The following is a 23,023-nucleotide window of genomic DNA, read 5'->3' on the forward strand; positions in this document are numbered from 1 at the left end:
CAAAAATGAAGGTTATTTAAACCGAATAAAAAGATTTGTTTTATTATAATGTCATACGTCAGAAATAAGAGGGATATTATGATGGCAACAACTAATCCAAAAATTAAAGCAATTCAGATGCAGCTCGCACAGTGGGATGATCAAATTCTTGCTAATGACATTTATCAAGCCCTTTCTCAACAACATTTTGTTGGAAAATTATCGCCTCAAACCGTCAGTGATCTCTGCAAAAACTTCAATTTAAGCGTAAACCATTTGGCATTGCAATTACTTCCTATCGCGGCTTGTTATTCCGTTACTCCTATTTCCAATTTTAATGTTGGTGCTGTGGCACACGGCATCAGCGGCGCACTTTATTTTGGCGCAAATCAGGAGTTTTGCGATAGCAGTATGCAACAGACTATTCACGCCGAACAAAGTGCAATCTCACACGCTTGGATGAATAACGAAACCACCATTACTGCTGTCACCGTAAATTACACACCTTGCGGACATTGTCGCCAATTTATGAATGAATTAAACAGTGCGGAACAACTTTATATTCATTTACCACACGCTCAAAATAATCGTTTACATCAATATTTGCCCGATGCTTTCGGCCCGAAAGATCTTGATATAAAAACTTGTCTGTTTGATCCACATAACAACAAATTAATAATAGAAAATTTTGAACCACTGTCTCAACAGGCGTTGTTGGCAGCAAATCGTTCTCACGCACCTTATAGTCACGCTTATTGCGGTGTAGCCCTTTTATTAAAAGATGACACCATTTTAACCGGTCGATATGCCGAAAATGCTGCTTTTAATCCAAGCTTACCAGCATTACAGGTCGCAATAAATTTAGTGAGATTATCTGGTCATCAAGATCAGGATATTACAGCAGCAGTGATGGTTGAATTACCGACAAAAATGCAACAGCGCACAATGGCAGAACAGTTATTACAAGCAATTAATCCAAAAATTAAATTTCAATATTTCATTGCGAAAATAAACTAATTGAATCAAAAGGTAAAATAAATTTGTGATCTGTTTCTCATTTTTTTATTTTAATTTAAAAAATTTTTATAACATTTATTAGAAAATGTTATCTTTAACAGTATAATGTCTCATACTAAAAGTAAGGTTTATTATGAAAACTCTAGGTCAATTTATTGTAGAAAAACAAGCTGAATACCCTAATGCTAAAGGTGAACTTAGTGGTATTCTTTCATCTATTCGTTTAGTAGCTAAAATTATCCACCGTGATATTAACAAAGCCGGTTTAACCAATGATATTATCGGAAACTCAGGTGTTCAAAACGTACAAGGCGAAGCACAAATGAAACTGGATGCCTTCGCCCACGAAAAAATGAAAGCAGCACTTATTTCTCGTGATGAAGTTGCTGGTTTCGGTTCAGAAGAAGAAGAAAACATCGTTGCTTTCGATACAGAACGTGCACGCAATGCAAAATATATTATCTTAACCGATCCTTTGGATGGCTCATCTAATATCGATGTAAACGTTGCCGTTGGTACTATTTTCTCTATCTACCGCCGTGTTTCACCAATTGGTCAACCGGTTACTCTGGAAGATTTCTTGCAGCCGGGTAATCGCCAAGTTGCCGCCGGTTATATCGTTTACGGTTCATCCACTATGTTAGTTTACACCACTGGTAACGGAGTAAATGGTTTCACTTATGACCCTTCTCTTGGTCTATTTATTCTTTCCCACGAAAATATCAAAATTCCACAAGATGGTACTTGCTACTCAATTAACGAAGGACATTATTTGAAATTCCCAATGGGCGTGAAAAAATATATTAAATATTGCCAAGAAGAAGATGAAGCAAGCAATCGTCCTTATACTTCACGTTATATTGGCTCATTGGTTTCTGATTTCCACCGTAATATGTTGAAAGGAGGGATTTACATTTACCCAACTACCACTCGCTATCCAAACGGTAAACTTCGTCTATTATATGAAGGCAATCCAATGGCGTTCCTTGCTGAACAGGCTGGCGGTATGGCAACTGACGGCTATCGTCGTATTCTTGATATTCAACCGACCGCATTACACGAACGCACACCGCTCTTTATCGGTTCAAAAAATATGGTGGAAAAAGCCGGTCAATTTATGAAAAACTTTAAAGAATAATTTCTACCCAAAAACAAAAAATCCTCGCTATTTCAACAAAATAACGAGGATTTTTATTATAAAAAATTAACGCATTGTCACAAATTCTTCCGAACCTGTCGGGTGAATTGCCACTGTATTATCAAAATCTTTTTTAGTCGCCCCCATTTTAATAGCAACAGCAAAACCTTGAATCATTTCATCTACGCCAAAACCAATACCGTGCAAACCAACAATTTTTTCTTCTGAGCCGATGCAAACTAATTTCATTCGGCAAGGTTGGCGGTGTTGCGTTACAGCGGTATACATAGAAGTAAAGGTTGATTTGTACACTTTCACATTTTCTGCGCCATATAGTTCAATGGCTTGTGGCTCGGTCAATCCTACCGTGCCGATTGGTGGGTGACTGAAAACCACAGTTGGGATTAAGTTATAATCTAAATGTTCAGTCGGTTTATTATTGAACAAACGTTCAGATAAACGGCGACCGGCTGCTACGGCAACAGGCGTTAATTCGACCGCACCGGTATTATCTCCCACTGCATAAATCCCTTGCACATTGGTATTCTGATATTTATCAACTTCAATAAAGCCTTTGCTGTTGGTTTTCACACCAGCAGCTTCTAAATTGAGCTGATCAGTCATCGGCACACGACCAATCGCCCAAACAAGACAATCTACTGTTTGTGAACGTCCATCTTCCAAAAAGAGTGTTAGCGTGCCATCACTATTTTTCACTACTTTTTGTGGAATAGCTTGAGTATGTAAGGTTAGGCCTTCGTTATTGATGGTTTCTACTAAAGTTTCAACAATTAACGGATCAAAATTACGCAACGGTGCGTGTTTACGCACAAATAGATGAGTTTCAACACCTAAGCTATGTAAAACACCTGCCAATTCCACTGCAATATAACCTGCACCGACTACAGCAATACGTTTTGGTAACGATGTCAATGCAAATACGCCATCAGAATCAATACCGTATTCCGCTCCTTCAATATTTGGATGGCTTGGACGACCGCCTGTTGCGATAAGAATATGTTTTGCTCTGATTAATTCGCCATTGACTTCAACAGTATGCGCATCAACAAATTTTGCAAAACCGCGAATAATATCAACTTTGTTATTTCCGAGAACACGCTCGTAGGATTGATGAATACGATCAATATAGGCTTCACGGCTTTCACGTAATTTTGCAAAATCAAATTGGTTAACGGTAACATCAAAACCATAATCCGGTGCATAGAGATTAATTGCTTCAGCAATTTGCGCACCGTACCACATTACTTTTTTCGGCACACACCCCACATTTACACAAGTACCACCAAGATATTTGGCTTCAATAATAGCACATTTTTGACCATAGCTCGCAGCACGGTTAATCGAAGCGATACCACCGCTACCACCGCCAATAGCAATATAATCATATTCTCTCATTTTTGTTCTCCCATTAAATTTAAACTGTAATGTCGTTTATTTTGACGAAATTAAATAAAATAAGCCAACTGTTAACATAAATTGGTTTAATTGGTAATAGCAATATTTATTCCGGCGAAATCCAATGTAGCTCCCAATGTCCTGTGCCTTCCGGAGCTAAAACGTTAGCTAAATAAGGCAAAATGGCTTTCATTTGTGCTTCTAATTTCCAAGGCGGATTAATCACGATCATTCCGCTTGCCGTCATTCCTCGTTGTGCGGTATCAGGACGAATTCCCAATTCAACTTGTAGGATTTTACGGATCTGAGTCTGTTCTAAAGCACGTACCATTTTCTTAATTTGTTGACGTAAAACAACCGGATACCAAATGGCGTATGTGCCGATAGCAAAACGTTTATAGCCCTCAACAATAGCATCCACAACAAGTTGATAATCCTCTTTTAATTCATATGGCGGATCGATAAGAATAAATCCACGTCGTTCTTTTGGCGGCAAAACTGCCTTCAACTGCTGAAAACCATCATCGCGTTTAACCTGTACATTTTTATAAGGCTGCATATTTTTGCGCAATAACGGATAATCGCTCGGATGTAATTCTGTTAAAATAGCCCTATCTTGCGGACGTAATAAATTTGCCGCCAATAACGGTGAACCGGGATAAAAGCGAAGTTTATTTTGAGAGTTTACTTTCGCAACTTGATCTAAATAATATTTCACCGTTTCGGGAAGATCTTGGCGTTGCCATAAATAACCGATGCCTTGCTCAAATTCTGCCGTTTTTTCTGCTTCAAAACTTTGTAATGAATAAAGACCAGCGCCGGCGTGTGTATCTAAATAGAGAAAGCCTTTCTCTTTCTGCTGTAACGCATCAATAATTAAAAGTTGCACAATATGTTTCAGCACATCGGCAAAATTGCCAGCATGAAAACTGTGGCGATAACTTAACATAAATTTCCTCTTATTTTTCTAATTGATGCCAATGTTTCGGATTGACAAATTCAATGCCTTTATCAACAAAAGCGATGTTTTCGTGTTGCAACAAATAGCGTTTTGCCGGCAATCCGCCACCAAAACCGGTGAGCTGCTGTTGTTTGCCGAGAATACGATGACAAGGCACAATAATGCTGATAGGATTTCTTCCAACAGCACCACCGACCGCACGCACGGCTTTTGGTTTTCTTATTTGATGAGCAATATCAGCATAACTAGCAGTTTGACCAAAAGGGATTTTTAATAATGCAAACCAAACGGCACGTTGAAATTCCGTGCCAATTAAATGTAATGGCAGATCAGAAAATTCTGTTCTTTGTCCAGCGAAATATTGTATTAAAGCGTTTTTTGTTTGTTGCAACACCGGATGTTGATCATCATAACGCCAATTTTGCTGTGTCTGTACCTGTTCGCGTTCAAACAATACACTAATTAAATGTTGTTCTTGAGCAAAAAGCTGTAAATTGCCAATCGGAGAAGACATTGTCAGCCAATAAATATGATCTGCCATTTGATTAATCCTTTTTAAAAGCTCGCTATTGTATTGGAAGCGGTTGAAATAGAAAAGTTAATAATTTTTACGGCGAATAAACGCGATTAAATTTTTAATTCGATAAATTAATAAGGCGGCGAGGATTAATACGCTACCAGCCAATTTTAATGCTGTTAATTGTTCATCAAGCCACCAAACACTCATTATCATTGTCCACACCGGTTCAAGCAACATAATAATAGAAGCGTTAGCAATATTGCAGTAACGTTGCCCGATTGTTTGCAACATATAACGGAAATTGGTACCGATTAGCACGCTAATGGTTAGCCACATAATTGCTGAAGTCGGCACTTCACTTTTCCACGGTTCAACTATTAATGAATAACTAAGGCAAAGCACACCGACTACAGAAAGTTGCAATGTAGTTAAAGCTAAAGCCGGAATTGATTTTGAATATTGATTGTGTAATACAAAATAACTTGCTGAGAATAGCGAAGCAAGCAAATAAAATAAACTATCGGCGGAAAAATGCAGTTCACCTTTAGAAATCGCCAATAAATAAACACCGGAAAGTGCAATCGGCAAAGCAATCCAAAATGAGCGTAAGGGTTTATTATGAAACACCAACCAAGAAATCAATGGTGCGATTAACATTGAAATGCTCATCAAAAAAGCTCCCTCACCAAGATTATTGCTATAAGTAATAGCAATAATCCAAGTTGCCATAAAAGCAGCGAATAACAGCCCGGTGGCGCTGGCACGCATTACTTCGATTCGAGTTAAACGTTTAAATTGTGGATAGGCAAATGGCAAGAATAACAAAGCAGCGGAGAAAAAACGCAATCCAATAAAACCGACAGGTGGAAAGCCGACTAAAGCATACTTTGAGAAAAACCATCCCAAAGCTGCCAAAATGGATACAAAAAACAGAATAATTTCACCAATGCCATCTTTTTTTGCCATAAACTTCTTTCTTCTTATAAGGAATAATGTTTCTATTATGAGCATTCAAGAAAAGAGTGTAAAACTTTTTTCAAGCCAATCACAGATAATGAGATAATAAATTAGGAAAATTTTCCAATTAACTGGATATTTATACAGTTTAAAGGTATGCTAACGAACAAATTTTTATAGGGCAGCGCTAGTCTGCTCTATGAAGACAAAATGAGGTAATTATGATTGGGCATTTACGCGGTATTCTATTGGAAAAATCACCACCAGAAATCTTATTAGAGGTGAACGGTATAGGTTATGAAGTTTTATTACCAATGACCAGTTTTTATCATTTACCGGAAGTTAATATGGAAGCATCCATTTATACGCATTTAGTAGTGAGAGAAGATGCTCACCTCTTATTCGGTTTCTACCATAAACAGGATCGCACACTATTTAGAGAATTAATTAAAACCAATGGCGTAGGTCCTAAATTAGCCTTAGCTATTTTATCGGCAATGTCGGTGAATGAATTTTCTTATGCGATAGAACATGAAGAATTATCAAAATTGGTGAAGATTCCCGGTGTAGGAAAGAAAACTGCCGAGCGTTTGATTGTTGAACTGAAAGGCAAATTTAAATCATATCAGCACGATGATTTCTTTATTGAACAGAATTCAACACAAAATAAATTTGAAATAGATAAAGTTTCAGCAACAGATGATGCCATTTCTGCATTAGTTGCTTTAGGTTATAAACCGGCAGAAGCAGAAAAAATGGTGAAACGTGTGGCAAAACCGGAATGGGATAGCGAACAGTTGATTCGTGAAGCCTTGAAGAATGCCTTATAACAATACATAGAAGCAAAGAGATATGATTGAAGCAGACCGTATTATCAGCCCTACAGCAAAAGCGGAAGAAGAATATATCGACCGCGCAATTCGTCCAAAATTATTGCAAGATTATGTTGGACAGCCACACGTTCGGGAACAGATGGATATTTTTATCAAAGCGGCAAAAATGCGTAATGATGCACTTGATCATCTGTTGATTTTTGGCCCTCCCGGTTTGGGCAAAACCACATTAGCCAATATTGTTGCCAATGAAATGGGAGTGAATATTCGCACCACTTCCGGCCCGGTGTTGGAAAAAGCCGGTGATTTGGCAGCAATGTTGACCAATTTAGAACCTTATGATGTGCTGTTTATTGATGAGATTCATCGTTTATCACCGGCAATCGAGGAAGTGTTGTATCCGGCAATGGAAGATTATCAGCTGGATATTATGATTGGTGAAGGGCCAGCAGCACGGTCGATTAAATTGGATTTGCCTCCGTTTACTTTGGTTGGCGCAACGACTCGTGCTGGATCATTGACTTCGCCATTGCGAGATCGCTTTGGCATTGTGCAACGCTTGGAATTTTATTCCATTGAAGATTTAACCTCCATTGTGGTGCGTAGCGCAAATTGTCTTAATCTCCAGATTGATGAGCAAGCGGCACACGAAATTGCACGCCGTTCACGCGGCACACCTCGAATCGTGAATCGATTATTGCGTCGTGTGCGAGATTATGCCGATGTAAAAAATAACGGTTTTATTTCGGTAGAGATTGCTAAATTGGCATTAACGATGTTAGATATTGATTCAGAAGGCTTTGACTTTATGGATCGTAAATTGTTAATGGCGATTATTGAGCGTTTTGACGGTGGTCCAGTTGGTTTGGATAATTTAGCTGCAGCGATTGGCGAAGAGAAAGAAACAATAGAAGATGTTTTGGAACCTTATTTAATTCAACAAGGTTTCTTACAACGTACACCGCGAGGAAGAATAGCCACATTGCATACTTATCGACATTTTGGAGTAAGTAAATAAAATCTATTATCAATATAAGCTTTGCTATGTTTAAGGAGTCTATGTGTAGTAATGTGGTGTCCAAACAAAAGTCGATGAAATAAACCATCGACCTCATAAATGTTTAGGTTAACGAACGTCTTATGAAATTTATTTTGACGAGGAATTGCATTTGGCTCGACAATTTAAGCCTCAAAAACTACGACTCCTCAATATGCCCCTGATCTAAATGCACAATATCAATTTCATTATTGGCATCAACTTGGAAAGCTTGTCCAAATCCTTTTACAAATAGCCCCTGTTTCGGAATAAGGTGGAAGAGGGAGAAATCTTGCATTTTCACCAATTCCTTCATTAGATTGCCGTGGCGTTGTTGCAGTAAGCCTGTGCCAAGTTCCCATTCAGGAGTGTTTCGAGGCACTTCAATCACTTCTGCCTCGGCGGTTAAGCGGTGGCGGGCGAAAATTTGGCGGCTGGATTGCTCGTCTTCAATCAACATTAAAGACACCTTGCCATTTTGTTTCAAATTGCGGGCGTGCTTGGCGATGGTGGAAATAAAAATGTAGTAGCCTTGCTCACTCTCTGCGAAAGGGGCGTAGCTCGCATTCGGCATTCCCGCTTCATCAACGGTGGCTAGTAACAGGGTTTTGCATTGTTGTTTTAATTCTTCAATTTCGGGTTTTAAGCGGTGATTTAAACGCTGTTGGCGATCTAGCATAAAATTTCCTTATTTTTCAGTTGGTTAAATTTTTCTACTTGATGAGGGAAAAGCTGGCGTTGCGTATCTCTGCCGAGATAAATTTTAAATAGTACATTATCATCTTCGGTAATAAAGGCGATGGCATAGCTTTCTTTGCCACGAAATGGCTTGCTGATAAGGGCAATGTCTTTTACGCGGTCTAATTTGAGATGCCCGTGCAAGGCGATATCTGGCTGTTTATCCATATTCAAATTGAAATAGCCGTAGCCTGTTTTACCCTGTGGGAAAACGCCCGACACTTCAAAGATCGAACCCGCTTTTTCGATAATTGTTACTACCTTGCCCCAAGTGTGAATTTCCGCAAGCAGGGCTTCAATTTGCCCCGTAAAGAAAGACACAAAGTGCGGTGGTAAATTTTTGAGAATTTTTCCTTCGGGAACTTGGAATTTCTCTGCTAAATCAAGGGTGTGTAAATCAGGCTGAGATTCTAACACCTGAGTAATTTGTTGTTGCAATGTCATAACTTTCCTTTTTTATTGAACTGTTAGAATTGATAAGCCACGCTCACTTTCACATTTCGCCCTGCCGATGGCGTGAGGCTGAAGGCTTGGGTGTAGGCTTTGTCAAAGAGATTTTCAATCGCAAAATCAACGCGTAAGTTTTCCCACTCCCCTTGTTTTGGCGCATAGGTCGCGGTGAGATCCACAAGGGTGTAAGCGGGATATTCTTGCGTGGTTTTGCTTGGTAAGCGTTTTTGAGCAAAGTAATGGCTTAAGCGACCGCCAACGGAAAATTTATCTGCTACCACGGCATAATTTCCGCCAACAATGATCCTATCTGCATTAATATTTTCCAAGGCTTCACCCGTTTGACGATCTTTTCCTCTGAGCATTCCATAATTGGCATAGAGCGACCAGCTTGGCGTTTGGTATTCTGTGCTGAATTCTACCCCACGCAAACGGGCATTTTGAACATTGCGGTATTGAAATATTTCAGGAATATTTTTTGCTTCATCATTATATTTAATTACTTCAAGATTAATAAAATCTTTCACGTCATTTTGGAAAAGTGCGGTGCTAATTTTTAACGAATCTTCCGCTTTCCACAGATTTTGCCAATGGAAGTTAAAATTAATTTCTTTATTACGGGCAACTTCGGGCTTGAGATCCGGGTTTGATTGGAAAGAAGTAACCAGCATTCTGTCATAACCAAAGTGATTGCCCGAAACATAACGTTCTTGCAGGCTCGGAGCACGGAAAGCCTCGTTATATTTTACATTGATGTCAAACCAGTCTGTTGGCTGATAGCTGAGCGTCAATGCTGGCGATAAATGGCTTTTTTGATAGCTTTGTGAGCTGACTTCTGAGGTTTTGTAATGATCAAATCGCAACGCTGGGGAAAGCGTCCATTGCTCTGCAAGTTTCAAGTGGCTAAGCAAATAGGTTCCCCACACATTGGCTTTTGCATTGTAAGGATTTGGGCGATATTTTGCAGTACCTAGGAATTTCTCACAGCCTACAGGAATACCTCCATTGTTAGCTGCCGAAGTGTTCACTCCTGTACAGGCATCCGCATTATTTTTCTCCCTTGAAGTAATGGCGTGATCTTGATAAAAATCCACCCCATAAATAAAGGCAGCACGCTCAAATTCTGAGGTATTGCGGAAATTAAAACCCCAAGTGCGATAACGAGTTTCGTCATTAGCGAGGGTGCGTTGGTTTTGCTCCGTTTCTTTAGTGCGGTTAGTGTAGAGGGTCAATTCACTATTTACCCAGTCTGATTCTGGATTAAAGAGATAACGCAAAGAAAGTCCTGTATCGACAATTTTTTGCTGTGCTAAATCTGTTGTTCCGCCCGCTTCGCTGTAATCCACTTTACCACCTGTGTCACGGCTTTTCTTAACATAATCAAAAAAATCAATAGGCGTATAAGGCTCTGCCATTTCATTATTAGCTGGGGCGAGTTGCTTATTGACTGTGTGGCGGAAATTTAGTTCAAGACGGTTAGTTTCGTTAATTTGCCAGCCCGCTTTCAACAAGCCCCCTTGTTGAGTTAGGCCACTGTAAGGCAACTCACCCAAACTTTCACCCAAACGTAAATTATTACTTTTATTGTGAAAACCCTGAACTAACACATCAAATTTTTCATTCGCACCATAAGCTGCCACTTGCGTCTCACTAAGGGAACTAGCGGATTGGTAACCCTGTTTGACTAACACACCCCAATGCTCATTATTTTTAAGTAAGTCAAAGGCATTAAGCGTTCGCATTGCCATTACGCCACCTAATGCACCACTGCCCCACAAAGCACTACTTGGACCTTTCACCACTTCAATTTGTCCCAAGGTGCTTGGCGGAAGAAAATAAGATCCGCGATGTTCCAAATTAAAATTTTGTCGAACGCCATCAATCACTTGCACAACACGGGTTCCGCTAAGCCCTCGTATATTTACTTTTTGACCAAGTGGACGACTCCCTCCAGAGATTGAAATATTCGGTTTAGATGAAATTGCTTGAGCAACACTCGTTGCTTGTGTTTCCTCTAGTTGATTGCGATCTAAACGTTCAATTTTATTTTGTGTTTGAGCATACTCTGTCGGATCTCGTAAAGCAGAAACTTCTATTTCCTCTAACATTTCTGCCCATCCCAATGATGGCAGCAATGAACAAAGTGCAAAGTAAATAGGTGATCGCTTTAATTTCATTGGAAAAACCTCTCATTCACTGTTTTATTAATTGAGTTGATAGTATTTGTTAAAAAATAAAAAGTCAACACTATTGATAATAATTTTCATTTGTGTATGATCGTTTTCGAAATAAACTCTTAACCCTTTTTTATTAGGTGAATATTATGCGTTATTCTAATTATCTACTTGGTTGTATTCTTACTTTACCGTTATATGTTCAAGCTCAAGAAAGCTTTCAAGATCAATTGCAACAGGCTGGGGCTATTTCACAGGAACTCAATCAACAACGTAAACGTTTAGAAAAGCCTGATGGGCAGTTATTCAAACAACCCGTACATATTCATTCGCAAAGCAATAATGCACTGCGTTTTGAGTTAAACCAGATACATATTAAATTGCTCAATGAGACAGGTTTAGAAACGCCAGTAAAACAAGATTTATCACATTTAATTAAACCTTATCTTAACAAATCAATAACACTTGATGATTTAAACCAACTCACAGAAAAAATTACGCAATATTACCGTGAGCATAATTATTTAGTTGCTCGAGCTTTCTTACCCCCTCAAGAAATTGAAAATGGTGAGCTTACAATCGGCGTGATGGAAGGGAATATTGGGAACATTAACATTGATAATCAAAGCAAATTATCCGCTAATTTTGTCAGACGAATGGCAAATACAAGTATTAATAGCCAACATTATTTATCTCAAACAGAAACGGAAAAATTAGCATTACTATTAAATGATATTCAAGGAATTAAATCTAAATTAAGTGTACAGGCTGGGGAAAAGACAGGCACAACAGATGTTAATGTCCTTTTGCAAGATGCCAAACGTTGGCAAGCTTATGTTTTTTCCGATAACCAAGGCTCAACGAGTACAGGACGCTATCGGATAAGTGCGGGTGGAAAATTGTTCAATTTGGCCGGATTAGGTGATGAGCTGAGTATCAATGCGTTAAGCTCCCAAAACCGTCGTTTGAAAAATATTCGGATTGAATATTCGGCGTTATTAGATGGATATGGAACAAAAATCGGTACTTACTTCTCATATTTAAACTATAAATTAGGCGGTGATTTCGCTGCATTAAATGCTAAGGGATATAATCAAAATGTAGGGATTTATCTTCTACATCCAACTATCCGCCAACCTGATTTACACGTTAATACCAAACTTACACTTTCACATAATCGTATTGCAGATAGCCAAGTCGCTAGCCAAGAAGTAGAAAACCACACTCGGATTAATCTCGTTAATTTAGAATTAAATGGCGTTTGGAATAGCCTACCAAAGGGAACGACCTATTTTAATATGGCAATGAGTATTGGGCAGGAACATAATCAAACGTCAGAATCCTATCAAAATCGTCCTCTAGATTGGCAAGAAAATAATAAATTTACCTTAACCAATATTGAATTAGGACACGAGCAGATCTTACCTTATGATTTTGCCTTTGATATTAATGTGAAAGGGCAATTAAGTGATCGAAACCTCTCTTCTAATCAAAAAATGTTATTAGGCGGTCAATCTGCTGTGCGAGGATATCGAGCCGGTGCAGTTTCCTTATCTGACGCTGTCATTGGACAATTTACGCTCAAACATTATTACCCACTTTTCAAAGAAAGTTTACTCACGACATCAGCATTTTATGACATTGGTGCGGGTAAAAAATACCACAAGATCAGTACCTATAATCAACGTCCTGAAGAAACGAATCAAATCAAATTACAGAGTATAGGTGCGGGATTCCAGCTTTCTGCTCCGAATAATTATTCAATAAATGCGTACTATAGCCGCCCTATTGGTCACAAATTGGCAAATGAAAAAGATCACCAATTTGTATTGTCATTCTTAAAATTGTTTTAAGTTATTGGAATATCAATGTCTTACAATCATTTAGGAGCTAAACTATGAAAACTTCTCTTAGCCTTATTTCTTTAGCCATACTGTCTAGTTCAGCTATCGCTAACAATATTGATGTAAATGCGTTACCTAAAAATCACAAACTCACTCAAGGCGAAGCCAGCATTTCACAAAATAACAATGCAATGACTATCGATCAAAAAAGCGATCGCATTTCTATTGATTGGGAAAGTTTTAATATTGGCAAACAAGCCAGTGTTACATTCAATCAGCCCGCTTCCTCAAGTATCGCCTATAACCGTGTAACGGGGGCGGATGTTTCCACCATTCAAGGCAAACTGAATGCCAATGGGCGAGTGTTTTTATCTAACCCTAACGGCGTGATCTTTACCAAAGACGCTCAGGTGAACGTGGGGGCGATTCTTGCCACGACGAAAGAGGTGGAAAAACTCGCGGATAAACCAACGCGTAGTTATGCTCGAGATGAAGCCAACTTTAAGCGGAAAACGGATAAAGAGGGCGAAATTCGCAATGAGGGAGTCATTCAGGCGGAAGAAGCTATTTATTTGGTGGGCGATAAGGTCGTGAATAACGGCGAGCTTCGCCTAACGGGAAATCCTGAAGAGGTAATTAAACTGAATTATTCGGGCAATCTTGATGGCATAGCGGTGAAAAATAAAACGGTGCTGTTGGGGGCGGGGGATAGTTTTACCTTTGATTTAGCCAATTTCAGCATTAGCTTAACGGGTAAACAGGTAGCAGGGCTAATTGAAAACAAGGGGGCGATTATTTCCAATGATCGCATTTTGCTCACTGCCAAAGGGGAAGATCAGCTTAAACATTCAGCGGTAAATAATGCGGGCTTACTGGAAGCCAATGACATCGCTATTGAGGGCGGAAAAATCGTTCTCACGGAACAATCAGACATTCGCTATGGCAAAGATAGCCGTAATGGGGCTACCCTTAAAATTATACAAACGGGGAAAGACAAAGATGCGAGCATAAAAATAGGCGGAAAAATTACCGCACTTGCACAAACAGACAAAGTTAAACAAGCCACTTATCACCACAATGATCGTTTCCAATCAGGAAAAATGGCGCGAGATGAACAAGGAAAAATTCTTTATACAGCGGACAAAAAAACGATTGCTAAAGCCGAACAATCCGAGAATGGTTTAATTGGGGATGATGGGAAACGCTATGCCAATCAAAGTGATGTCGTTTTTGTGATTAGTGCTAAAAATGGAGGCTATCAAACAGACAGGAGAGGTTATAGCCCTGAATTTAATCAGAAGTTTGAAGCATTACGCTTGCCTTATCATGATGAACGCATTTTAGAAATTAGTTATAACGAAAAAAATGGTGAATTGAGCGATATCAAAATTATTAAACGTAATGATAAACTTGATTCCATTAACAGTAAAATTGCTGACATATTAGAAGAGAAGATTAAGGCAAAAGATTTTTCTTTCCTCAAGAAAAATGAATTGGATTCTTTGACAACGAAAGTTATTGAGGATCAAAAACAAGAACTTATTAATAAACTGGGCATTAATGAGACACAGTTATCTCTTTTATCGGGCGATCAAACCGTTAAGGTTGGGGAACGCGTTTATACTGCTCCAGCCGTTTATTTATTAAAATCAAATGTCACTCAGATTTTAGAAGAAGTTAAAAAAACCAAACCCGATGCAAAATTTGAAGATTTGACATTATTAGCATCGATTTTGAATAATCGTCGTCCTGTTTCTCAAGGTATTGACAACAGTAAAACGAAAACAGGCTTTCTGAATGACGAGAAAAAACAGATTTATCCTTTAATGGTGTCACAGAGTTTATCGGAAAAGCTAAAACAGAATATTGCCTTACCTTTAACAACAATCAGTACACAAACTCAGCTTGAAATTCAAAATGCAGAGTTTAATCATATTGAAGGCGGAAAACATAATGTAATGATTTTAGCCAATAATGCCAAGGATAATGAAGCAACGATTCGTTTACAAAGAAGCCATATTAATCTTGGTGGAGGCTCTTTCGGCATTGGAAGTGCAACAGGATTTGTGCCTTTACAAGAAAATATCTTGCAAGTAAAACAAGAAAACGGGCAATTGATTTCCTTATACAATGTAACAGGCACCTCATTAAAACAGAAAACGCTAAATGAATTATTAAAAAACATTAAGTTTTATGATTTTAACTCAAAATTCCAAACTAAAGATAATCAGCAGATTTCTTTACCAGAACTTTGGAGGCAATTTGTAGAAAACCCAACGATTCAAAATAAGAATGTTGAAAATGTTAATTTTTATACTTTTGTAAAAGAGAATTTCAAGGCGTTTGTGCAAGACAAGTTAGTAACAGTTCCTGCTCAAGTGGATACCGTTTTATCTCGCTCGACATTTTCTGATGGCAATACCATTAATTCAAATTGGAAAAAAATTGAAGTTGCTAAACAAACCACCGATATTCCTGGTCTGACTGGGCATCAGTATGCCCCATTTAACGTTGAACTAAACGAAGTCACTTTCCAAAAAAGTAAAGACTTCATCATTGCGGACGGATTTAAAACAGTGCAGTTAAATAAAGTTACCAGTAAAGATGAGATTGGAATCTATATCAATGCAGGTAATCAGCGTTCTTATTTCAGCAAAGAGACTAATTTATCTGAAAATGTGAAAAAGCAAGGCTATGAATATCTGATTGCGAATTTAGAAGAACGCATTACACGAGGGAATTTTTCCGTCTTAAACGAACGTTATGATTTTAATCAGTATAATTGGGATGTAAATAACAAACCGTTTACACGTAAACTTGCCCATAGTGAAAGAGCAACTCGTGCGGCAAATAGAGAGTTAAACAGAGCCTTTGCTGAATGGACTGGCGATGCCACAAGCCAGCGTTCGCATATTGATGGCACAAAAATCACCATTCGAGATAGCCAACTAAATAGCAAAGATGGATTTATGCATTTACTTGCCAAAGATGTCGATATTCAAAATAGCCGTTTAACGGTCAATTATGCTCGACCGCTTTATGATGATTTTATGCCTAAAGCCAGCAAAATAGGGATAAATGCAAAGAATATTCGATTAGATCATAGCCACCTATTCGTCAGCGGTGAGGATAAGCTGAATACATCAGCAATGCCGGGAGCAGCTGGTATTTTCTTAATTGGTGATGTTGTTGGTAAAAATAGCAGTATTTATGCCAAAACCTATCAGGGGTATAGTATCCGAACCAGTGGAAAAACAACGTTAAGTGGAGAGTCTTCGGCAAAAGATTTACGCATTACCGTTATTCATACTGGGCCTTATCCAAAAGACAGTGGTTCCGTATTTGGTGCAAATAGTGCGGACTACTTTATTGAAGGAATAGGTTTTGATGTGGGCGATATTATCCAAAGAGATGAAAAAGGAAATGTTATATCGGGGACAACATTAAGCAATCTCGAGTTTAATATTTTTGCCCCTAATGGTGCAAGAGCCTTTAAATCTTACGATAATTCTAGCAAAGATTATGTTCCGAATATCAAAGTAATGAAAAGTGCTATCTTCAATTATTTTGAACGACCACGCATTGTTTCTCTTGCCTCAAATGTTGTTACTGGCAAAAGTCAGGCACTGAGCTTAAGAGATATGCTACGCAATATTGATCAAATTCAAGGTGTCAAAGCAAGCAATTTAGGTTTACAACAAGCGAGTAACATGAACCTTCCAACCTCTTTAAATCAAATAGATAACATAATACAAAATGTTTCTTTACCAGAAGAGCGAAGTGAAGTTGAAATTTGTGATGCAAGCAGCCAAGAATGCTCTACACTGCCATCGAAGATGAATGGAAAAGTCAGCGTGGGAGAGATTTTGTAAGATAATATGTAGAAGATCAAGTCTGATCTTCTACACATTAACCGTGCAAACTCATAAACATCTTGTAAAAAACTAACATTCACAAACCAACAAAAAACCGGTGTTTCCACCGGTTTTCTTCTCTATTTCTGGCACTATTAAGCAAGATATTTTGATTTTAACTCTTTCGCAAATGCGATTTTTTCTGGAGTTAATTCTTTGGTCATCGGTTCGCGGCAATAACCGGCATCCACGCCATCTAATTTCAATAACTCTTTAATGGTGAGATAAAGTCCGTTAGATAAAATGCCTTCGATCAAGTCGTTGGTAACGTGTTGAATTTGACGAGCTTCTTCGATCTTACCTTGTTGAGCCAATTCAAAAATTTGTCTTGCACGCACACCGTTGACATTGAAGGTACTGCCGATTGCACCGTCCACGCCCAATACTGCAGCGGAAAGCATCATTTCATCAAAACCAGCCCAGATAAGGTGGTTCGGATAAGCTTTACGCACGCGTTCCAATAAATAGAAATCACCGGCAGTGAATTTTACGCCAATAATTTTTGGATTTTTATAAAGTTCACCAAACTGTTCCACACCGATATTCACGCCGGTTAAGAACGGAATTGAGTAAACGATCATATTATTACCGGTTTCCGCCACGATGGTGTCGTAATAGTTTTTGATTTCAGCAAAACTGAATTTGTAATAGAAAGGTGTTACTGCAGAAAGAGAGTCATAACCTAATTCAGTTGCATATTTACCCAACTCAACCGCTTCCTGTAAATTAACGCTACCAACTTGTGCGATTAATGCCACTTCATCTTTCGCTTCATCTTTGGCAATGCGGAAAATCTCTTTTTTCTCTGCGGTTGAAAGCATAAAGTTTTCGCCGGTGCTGCCACCGACATACAAACCATTCACTTTCATTTTATCAATGTTGTAACGGATAATTTCACGTAATCCTTTTTCATTGATTGAGCCGTCGGCATTAAAAGAAACTAATAATGCACTGAAGATACCTTTTAAATTTTTCATAAAATTTTCCTTTATTAACAGAGTTATTTAATTCGTTGTTCCAAAATAACATTAATGGTTTTCTGTTTCGCTTTAATCGCTTTTTGTTCTTCTTTACGCACCAACAACGCATAAATCAGATCCATCACAAACAACTGAGCAATTTTTGTACCGATTGAATCCCCTTGCATTTGCCCTTGGCGATTACCATTAATCAAAACATAATCCGCTTCTTCGGTAATTGGCGAGCGTAAATTGTGCGTCAACGCGACGGTTTTTGCTCCAGCTTTCTTCGCAATGCGTAACGCACGGATGATCTCTTCCGAATAACCGGAATGACTAATCCCGATCACCACATCTCCCGCTTTCATCAGCGAAGCCTGCATATACATAAAGTGGTTATTCGTGGTTGCATCCACCTGCAAGCCGATGCGCATTAATTTATGTTTTACATCTTCAGCGGTAATGCCTGATGAACCGACACCGAACAAGAAAATACGTTTAGCTTTGTAAAGTTCATTAACCACTTGATCCAACTGATCAAAATCAAGCAAATTGATGGTTTCCCCCACCACATTCACCAACGCAGTTTGTAATTTTTTGGCAATTTCAAATGCGTTATCCTCTTCCGATACTTCTGTATCCAACAAGGTTTGGTTCTGCTTCTCTTGTGTCGCCAATTCAATCGCAAGCTCTAATTTGAAATCGGTATAACCTTTAAAGCCGAGTGTCCGGCAAAATCGAATAAAAGTCGCTTCACCAACATTGAGTTGTTCCGAAACTTCCGACAAAGAAGATTGGCTTAACAAATTCGGTGAAGCCAAAATTGCCGCCGCAATTCGCTTTTCCGTTTTCGTCAAACTGGTTTGCAATGCTCCAATCGTATCAAGAATTTTTCCGCTTTCAGACATAACGCCTCCCTTTACTTAAAGCAAGGTAACCGGAATTTTTACCACCAATTTTTTCAAATGTTGCACTTTGCCTTCGACATTACAGCCCGGTTTATGCGGTTCATAAGGAAGAAAAATCGCAAACATTTTCGGGCGCAACACAATTTCACTTTTGGCATCAATATCCGGTGTTAATTGGTAATCATCTTTTTCATCATATTCGGTATAAAGTGATAAATCAGGATAAACAGGGCTACATTGAATGGCCTCTTTACCGCTGATTAAAACTTGAATATCTAAATATTGACGATGAATTTCCGCTTGTTTACTGCTAGCATCGGTGGTATCAAACTCCATTACATTCATATAAATTTGATCGGTAATATTATGTTTACCCAATTCCAAACCTGCTAAATCAAGTGTCTGCAAATGATCCAAAGCCTCTGCAATCACTTTTGGCAAACTCAATTTATATTCCGCTTTTGTTAAATCTCCAATAAACATATCTGTTCCTTATTTTAATGTTGTTAAGTTCTGTTCAACCCACCACGCTGCACCGATCAAGCCGGCATCCTGTCCGTGAAATGCCTGTTCAACCGCACATTGATAAAATTTAGGTTGTTGTTGTAAATAGTTTTTCACCAGTGGTAAATAACCCTCTGCCAAACCAACACTACCACCGATAACCACTTTTTGAATATCCAATCCAATCACTAAATCTGCAATTAAATTAGCGATAGTTTTCGCTGAACGTTGCACCAATGCGGTCGCTTTTTCATCCCGTTGACGAAAACGTTCAAACACCTCTTTTGGTGAACAAGGATGTTCCCAAACGCTTGTAGCTGCTTCAATTGCTCGTCCGGAAGCAATTGCCTCAACGCAACCTTGTCTGCCACAACCACAAATCGGTCCATTCGGGTCAGCCAATGTATGACCAATATGACCAGCTATACCATTCGGTTCCGTTAATAAATGTCGTTGTAAAATAATGCCACCACCAACGCCGGTAGAAACGGTAATAAAGACAAAATTTTCCACTTGATCAGCATTCTGTTCTTTATATTCGGCACAAGCCGCTGCTTGCACATCATTTAATAAACCAATCGGTTTATTGGTATGACGAGCAATACTCTCTTTTAATGGAAATTCCGCCAATCCGCCTAAATTTTTCGGATTTAATGCCGTTAAGATGCCATTATTAATAATGCCGGTGGAAGCAACCGCCACGCAGTCAAATTGCCCTTGATACTGCTGTACAATCTCCGCCAAGACCTTATGCATCTCATCAACCACATTTTGTGTCGGTGTTGCGATTTGACGGCGACAAGTTACCGTCCCATTATTAACCAACGCTGTTGCAATTTTGGTGCCACCGATATCTAACGCTAAAACTTGCATAGGTTTCTCCCTATTTTGCTGATTTGACTGCATCCGCAAACCAGCTGACGATGTGTTCCAAACGAGTCAACGCCGATCCGACCGTGACTGAATGTGCGCCAATCTCAATCGCTTTTTTAGCTAATTCAGGTGTGTTGTAACGCCCTTCTGCCATTACTCGACAACCGGCTTTTGCTAAATCAATTACTAATTGATAATCCGGCTCTAACGGCACTGTACCTCCGGTATAACCAGACATTGTACTACCAATCAAATCAACACCTAATTTTTGGCAGAATATCCCCTCATCAAAAGTAGAGCAATCTGCCATTGAAAGTTTTCCCAATGCTTTAATTCTTTTCACAGTTTCTTCAATACTTGTCGGACGAGTACGAAAGGTGCCGTCAAAAGCGATGATATCTGCTCCTGCTGCTGCAAGTTCTTCAATATCGTCTAAAAATGGCGTAATCCGCACCGGACTGTCTGGCAAATCGCGTTTAACAATGCCAATAATTGGTACATTGACGGTTGGTCTTGTTGCTTTTAAATTATCAATCCCCTCAATACGTAAACCAGCGGCACCGCCAATCACTGAAGCCTGCGCCATTGCAGCGACAATTTCAGGATGATCCATTGGACCATCATCGACCGGTTGACAAGAAGCAATTAAACCGTGCTTAATTGCTGCCAAAATTTCTTGTTGATTTAAATTTGACATATAAACTCCAGTAATTTTATTAAAATAGAAGTTAGACTTCATAATGGGTGTAATTTACTCTTATGTCATCTTAAGAACAAGCAAAATAATTTTTTTTTGAGATCAAGATCTCACTTTTTTGCAAAAATGGAGGGATTTTACAATCAAATGGAGGAGAAAATTAAAAAATTATGCAGAGTAAAATTCTCTGCATAATTTGCTGCTATAAGATTTAAAGATATTCCAACTCAACGTCATCAAACATTTTGCGAATCATATCATTATCACGAATCTGTTCAGCAGTTTCCACTTGGGAGCGTGTTAGATGTGGTGCAAAAATATTAATAAAGTCATAAGTATAACGGCGTAAAAATGAGCCTTTTTTGAATGCAATTTGCGTCATACTGGCTTTGAAAAGATGGCTGGCATCAATTGCAACCAAATCGCTATCCTGATCGCTATAAGCCATCGATGCCATAATGCCAACACCCAAACCAAGACGTACATAGGTTTTGATCACGTCTGCGTCTGTTGCTGTAAAAACAGTATTTGGCAAAATACCCTCACGATTAAAGGCATAATCAAGATCGGAACGCCCAGTAAAACCGAAGATATAGGTAACGAGCGGATATTTCCCCAACTCTTCTATGGTTAAATGTTCAACTTCCACTAATGGATGGTCTTTCTTTACAATCACAGAACGATTCCACATATAACAAGGCAATAAAATAGCATCTTCAAATAAATATTGTGCTTCAGTAATAATTGCCAAATCAATTTCACCTGAAAGCAGCAATTCATAAATTTGTTGTGGTGAGCCTTGATGAATATGCAAACTAACATCTGGATAACGTTTGACAAACGTTTTTACTACTTCCGGCAATTTATAGCGTGCCTGAGTATTAGTGGTGGCAATGCGCAATGTGCCGACGTCTGGGCGTTTATGCTCATCGGCAATTGCTTTAATACTCTGTTCTTTCACCAATAATTCACGAGCAATTGCAATAATTTTTTCTCCGGTAGGTGTTAAACTTTGAATATGTTTACCGTTACGTTCAAAAATTGATAATCCAAGCTCATCTTCTAACAATTTAACCTGTTTACTAATACCGGGTTGGGAAGTATAAAGTGACTTTGCAGCATCAGTAATGTTTAAATTATTATTTGCAATTTCAACAATATAACGTAATTGTTGTAACTTCATTCTTCCTCCCCGAAGACCACATTAACGTTTTTGATAACGTTTTTTGAGTGAATGTTGTTTAACCGCTTTACGAATTTGATTCGATTTGAATGAGCGTGAATTTTTATTGTCCACTTTGCTTTCAGTTTCGAGAGGTAAATCAACCAACTGGCGCAAATAATTTACTTTTTCTAACGGTAATTCAACCCAACCGCCACGAGGTAAGCCTTTCATCAAGTCAATATTACCGTAACGAGTACGGATTAAACGACTCACCTGAATGCCTTGTGACTCCCATAATCGACGGACTTCACGATTTCGACCTTCCGTTAAGGTGACGGAAAACCATTGATTCATTCCTTGACCACCTTGTGCAGAAATCTTTTTAAAACTTGCAGGGCCATCTTCTAATTGCACACCTTTACGCAATTTTGCCAGCATTTGCTCTGTCACGTGACCAAATACGCGTACTGAATATTCACGTTCAACTTCTTTGCTAGGATGCATTAAGCGATTAGCTAATTCTCCATCCGTAGTAAATAATAATAAACCTGAAGTATTAATATCCAAACGTCCAACCGACACCCAACGAGCATTATTAATGCGAGGTAAGCGCTCAAAAACGGTCGCTCGTCCTTCAGGATCGTGACGGGTACATAGTTCTCCTTCTGGTTTGTAATACATTAAAACTCGACAAATATCTTTGCGTGCAGCAATTAATGAAACCAGCTGTCCATCGACACGAATTTTGGTATCGTTTTTTACTTCAACACGATCACCTAATGAGGCAATTTTACCATTCACGCTTACACGCCCCGCCGCAATAATCGTTTCCACCTCACGGCGTGATCCGATACCGGTACGAGCCAATATTTTTTGTAATTTTTCACCGACAATTTTGTCTGTATTTTCTTTCTCATTTTGCTTGAGTTGCATAAATCTC

The 23,023-nt window shown here is 38.7% G+C and carries 20 protein-coding genes; 6 read left to right on the forward strand and 14 right to left on the reverse strand.

Annotated features, from left to right (window positions below; all coding sequences use genetic code 11):
• Positions 1 to 78 precede the first annotated feature (78 nt).
• Positions 79 to 996 (forward strand): cytidine deaminase, encoded by a 918-nt coding sequence (cdd, locus tag ACXPAV_RS05405; protein WP_458004276.1) that lies wholly within the window; start codon positions 79 to 81, stop codon positions 994 to 996.
• A gap of 133 nt (positions 997 to 1,129) precedes the next feature.
• Positions 1,130 to 2,134 (forward strand): class 1 fructose-bisphosphatase, encoded by a 1,005-nt coding sequence (gene fbp, locus ACXPAV_RS05410; protein WP_039089781.1) that lies wholly within the window; start codon positions 1,130 to 1,132, stop codon positions 2,132 to 2,134.
• 66 nt (positions 2,135 to 2,200) lie between these two features.
• Here the strand turns inward: fbp and gorA are convergent, their stop codons facing one another.
• The 4 genes from gorA to ACXPAV_RS05430 form a co-directional block, all read right to left on the reverse strand.
• On the reverse strand, positions 2,201 to 3,550 hold the full coding sequence (gorA, locus tag ACXPAV_RS05415) for a glutathione-disulfide reductase (RefSeq protein ID WP_458004277.1): 1,350 nt from the start codon (positions 3,548 to 3,550) through the stop codon (positions 2,201 to 2,203).
• 106 nt (positions 3,551 to 3,656) lie between these two features.
• Positions 3,657 to 4,499, reverse strand: coding sequence for a 23S rRNA (adenine(2030)-N(6))-methyltransferase RlmJ (locus ACXPAV_RS05420; RefSeq protein WP_458004278.1), 843 nt, complete (start codon positions 4,497 to 4,499; stop codon positions 3,657 to 3,659).
• A 10-nt stretch (positions 4,500 to 4,509) separates the two neighbouring features.
• Positions 4,510 to 5,052, reverse strand: coding sequence for a methylated-DNA--[protein]-cysteine S-methyltransferase (locus ACXPAV_RS05425; RefSeq protein ID WP_039171354.1), 543 nt, complete (start codon positions 5,050 to 5,052; stop codon positions 4,510 to 4,512).
• Between the two features lie 57 nt (positions 5,053 to 5,109).
• Positions 5,110 to 5,997: a DMT family transporter gene (locus ACXPAV_RS05430; protein WP_416101278.1), complete on the reverse strand. Its 888-nt coding sequence runs from the start codon at positions 5,995 to 5,997 to the stop codon at positions 5,110 to 5,112.
• Between the two features lie 212 nt (positions 5,998 to 6,209).
• Here ACXPAV_RS05430 and ruvA point away from each other — a divergent pair, with 212 nt between their 5' ends.
• Together ruvA and ruvB are read left to right on the forward strand one after the other, a co-directional pair.
• A complete protein-coding gene (gene ruvA / locus ACXPAV_RS05435) occupies positions 6,210 to 6,818 on the forward strand; it encodes a Holliday junction branch migration protein RuvA (RefSeq protein WP_458004279.1) in 609 nt (202 codons plus the stop codon).
• Positions 6,819 to 6,840: 22 nt separating this feature from the next.
• On the forward strand, positions 6,841 to 7,839 hold the full coding sequence (gene ruvB / locus ACXPAV_RS05440) for a Holliday junction branch migration DNA helicase RuvB (protein WP_458004280.1): 999 nt from the start codon (positions 6,841 to 6,843) through the stop codon (positions 7,837 to 7,839).
• A gap of 178 nt (positions 7,840 to 8,017) precedes the next feature.
• On the opposite strand, the gene hutZ is transcribed toward ruvB, so the two are convergent.
• Genes hutZ through ACXPAV_RS05455 form a run of 3 tightly spaced genes read right to left on the reverse strand, consistent with a single transcriptional unit; the run spans position 8,018 to position 11,222 of the window.
• Positions 8,018 to 8,536 (reverse strand): heme utilization protein HutZ, encoded by a 519-nt coding sequence (hutZ, locus tag ACXPAV_RS05445; protein WP_065233357.1) that lies wholly within the window; start codon positions 8,534 to 8,536, stop codon positions 8,018 to 8,020.
• Positions 8,530 to 9,039, reverse strand: coding sequence for a heme utilization cystosolic carrier protein HutX (gene hutX, locus ACXPAV_RS05450; protein ID WP_458004281.1), 510 nt, complete (start codon positions 9,037 to 9,039; stop codon positions 8,530 to 8,532). Before hutX ends, hutZ begins: the two co-directional genes overlap by 7 nt.
• Positions 9,040 to 9,062: 23 nt before the next feature.
• Positions 9,063 to 11,222, reverse strand: a complete 2,160-nt coding sequence (locus ACXPAV_RS05455; protein ID WP_458004282.1) for a TonB-dependent hemoglobin/transferrin/lactoferrin family receptor — start codon at positions 11,220 to 11,222, stop codon at positions 9,063 to 9,065.
• A gap of 146 nt (positions 11,223 to 11,368) precedes the next feature.
• On the opposite strand from ACXPAV_RS05455, the gene ACXPAV_RS05460 reads away from it, so the two are divergent.
• Complete coding sequence (locus ACXPAV_RS05460) at positions 11,369 to 13,072, forward strand: ShlB/FhaC/HecB family hemolysin secretion/activation protein (RefSeq protein ID WP_458004283.1); 1,704 nt, start codon at positions 11,369 to 11,371, stop codon at positions 13,070 to 13,072.
• Positions 13,073 to 13,116: 44 nt separating this feature from the next.
• Entirely contained in the window at positions 13,117 to 16,935 is a 3,819-nt protein-coding gene (locus ACXPAV_RS05465; protein WP_458004284.1) for a two-partner secretion domain-containing protein, read from the forward strand.
• 137 nt (positions 16,936 to 17,072) lie between these two features.
• Here the strand turns inward: ACXPAV_RS05465 and nanA are convergent, their stop codons facing one another.
• From nanA to rluB, 7 genes are all read right to left on the reverse strand, one after another.
• Positions 17,073 to 17,954: an N-acetylneuraminate lyase gene (gene nanA / locus ACXPAV_RS05470; RefSeq protein WP_013747029.1), complete on the reverse strand. Its 882-nt coding sequence runs from the start codon at positions 17,952 to 17,954 to the stop codon at positions 17,073 to 17,075.
• Positions 17,955 to 17,977: 23 nt separating this feature from the next.
• The gene (locus ACXPAV_RS05475) at positions 17,978 to 18,844 is read right to left on the reverse strand and encodes a MurR/RpiR family transcriptional regulator (RefSeq protein WP_013747028.1); all 867 of its coding nucleotides are present in this window, start codon (positions 18,842 to 18,844) and stop codon (positions 17,978 to 17,980) included.
• Between the two features lie 15 nt (positions 18,845 to 18,859).
• Positions 18,860 to 19,327 carry an N-acetylneuraminate anomerase gene (gene nanQ, locus ACXPAV_RS05480; protein ID WP_458004285.1) on the reverse strand — a complete coding sequence of 156 codons (468 nt, stop codon included), beginning with the start codon at positions 19,325 to 19,327 and terminating at the stop codon, positions 18,860 to 18,862.
• Between the two features lie 9 nt (positions 19,328 to 19,336).
• Positions 19,337 to 20,221 (reverse strand): N-acetylmannosamine kinase, encoded by an 885-nt coding sequence (locus ACXPAV_RS05485; RefSeq protein ID WP_458004286.1) that lies wholly within the window; start codon positions 20,219 to 20,221, stop codon positions 19,337 to 19,339.
• 10 nt (positions 20,222 to 20,231) lie between these two features.
• The gene (locus ACXPAV_RS05490) at positions 20,232 to 20,918 is read right to left on the reverse strand and encodes an N-acetylmannosamine-6-phosphate 2-epimerase (protein ID WP_458004287.1); all 687 of its coding nucleotides are present in this window, start codon (positions 20,916 to 20,918) and stop codon (positions 20,232 to 20,234) included.
• A gap of 211 nt (positions 20,919 to 21,129) precedes the next feature.
• Complete coding sequence (gene cysB, locus ACXPAV_RS05495) at positions 21,130 to 22,101, reverse strand: HTH-type transcriptional regulator CysB (protein ID WP_039171322.1); 972 nt, start codon at positions 22,099 to 22,101, stop codon at positions 21,130 to 21,132.
• Between the two features lie 21 nt (positions 22,102 to 22,122).
• Positions 22,123 to 23,016, reverse strand: coding sequence for a 23S rRNA pseudouridine(2605) synthase RluB (gene rluB / locus ACXPAV_RS05500; RefSeq protein WP_458004288.1), 894 nt, complete (start codon positions 23,014 to 23,016; stop codon positions 22,123 to 22,125).
• Between the last annotated feature and the right edge of the window lie 7 nt (positions 23,017 to 23,023).

This window comes from Gallibacterium sp. ZY190522 (assembly GCF_054166015.1).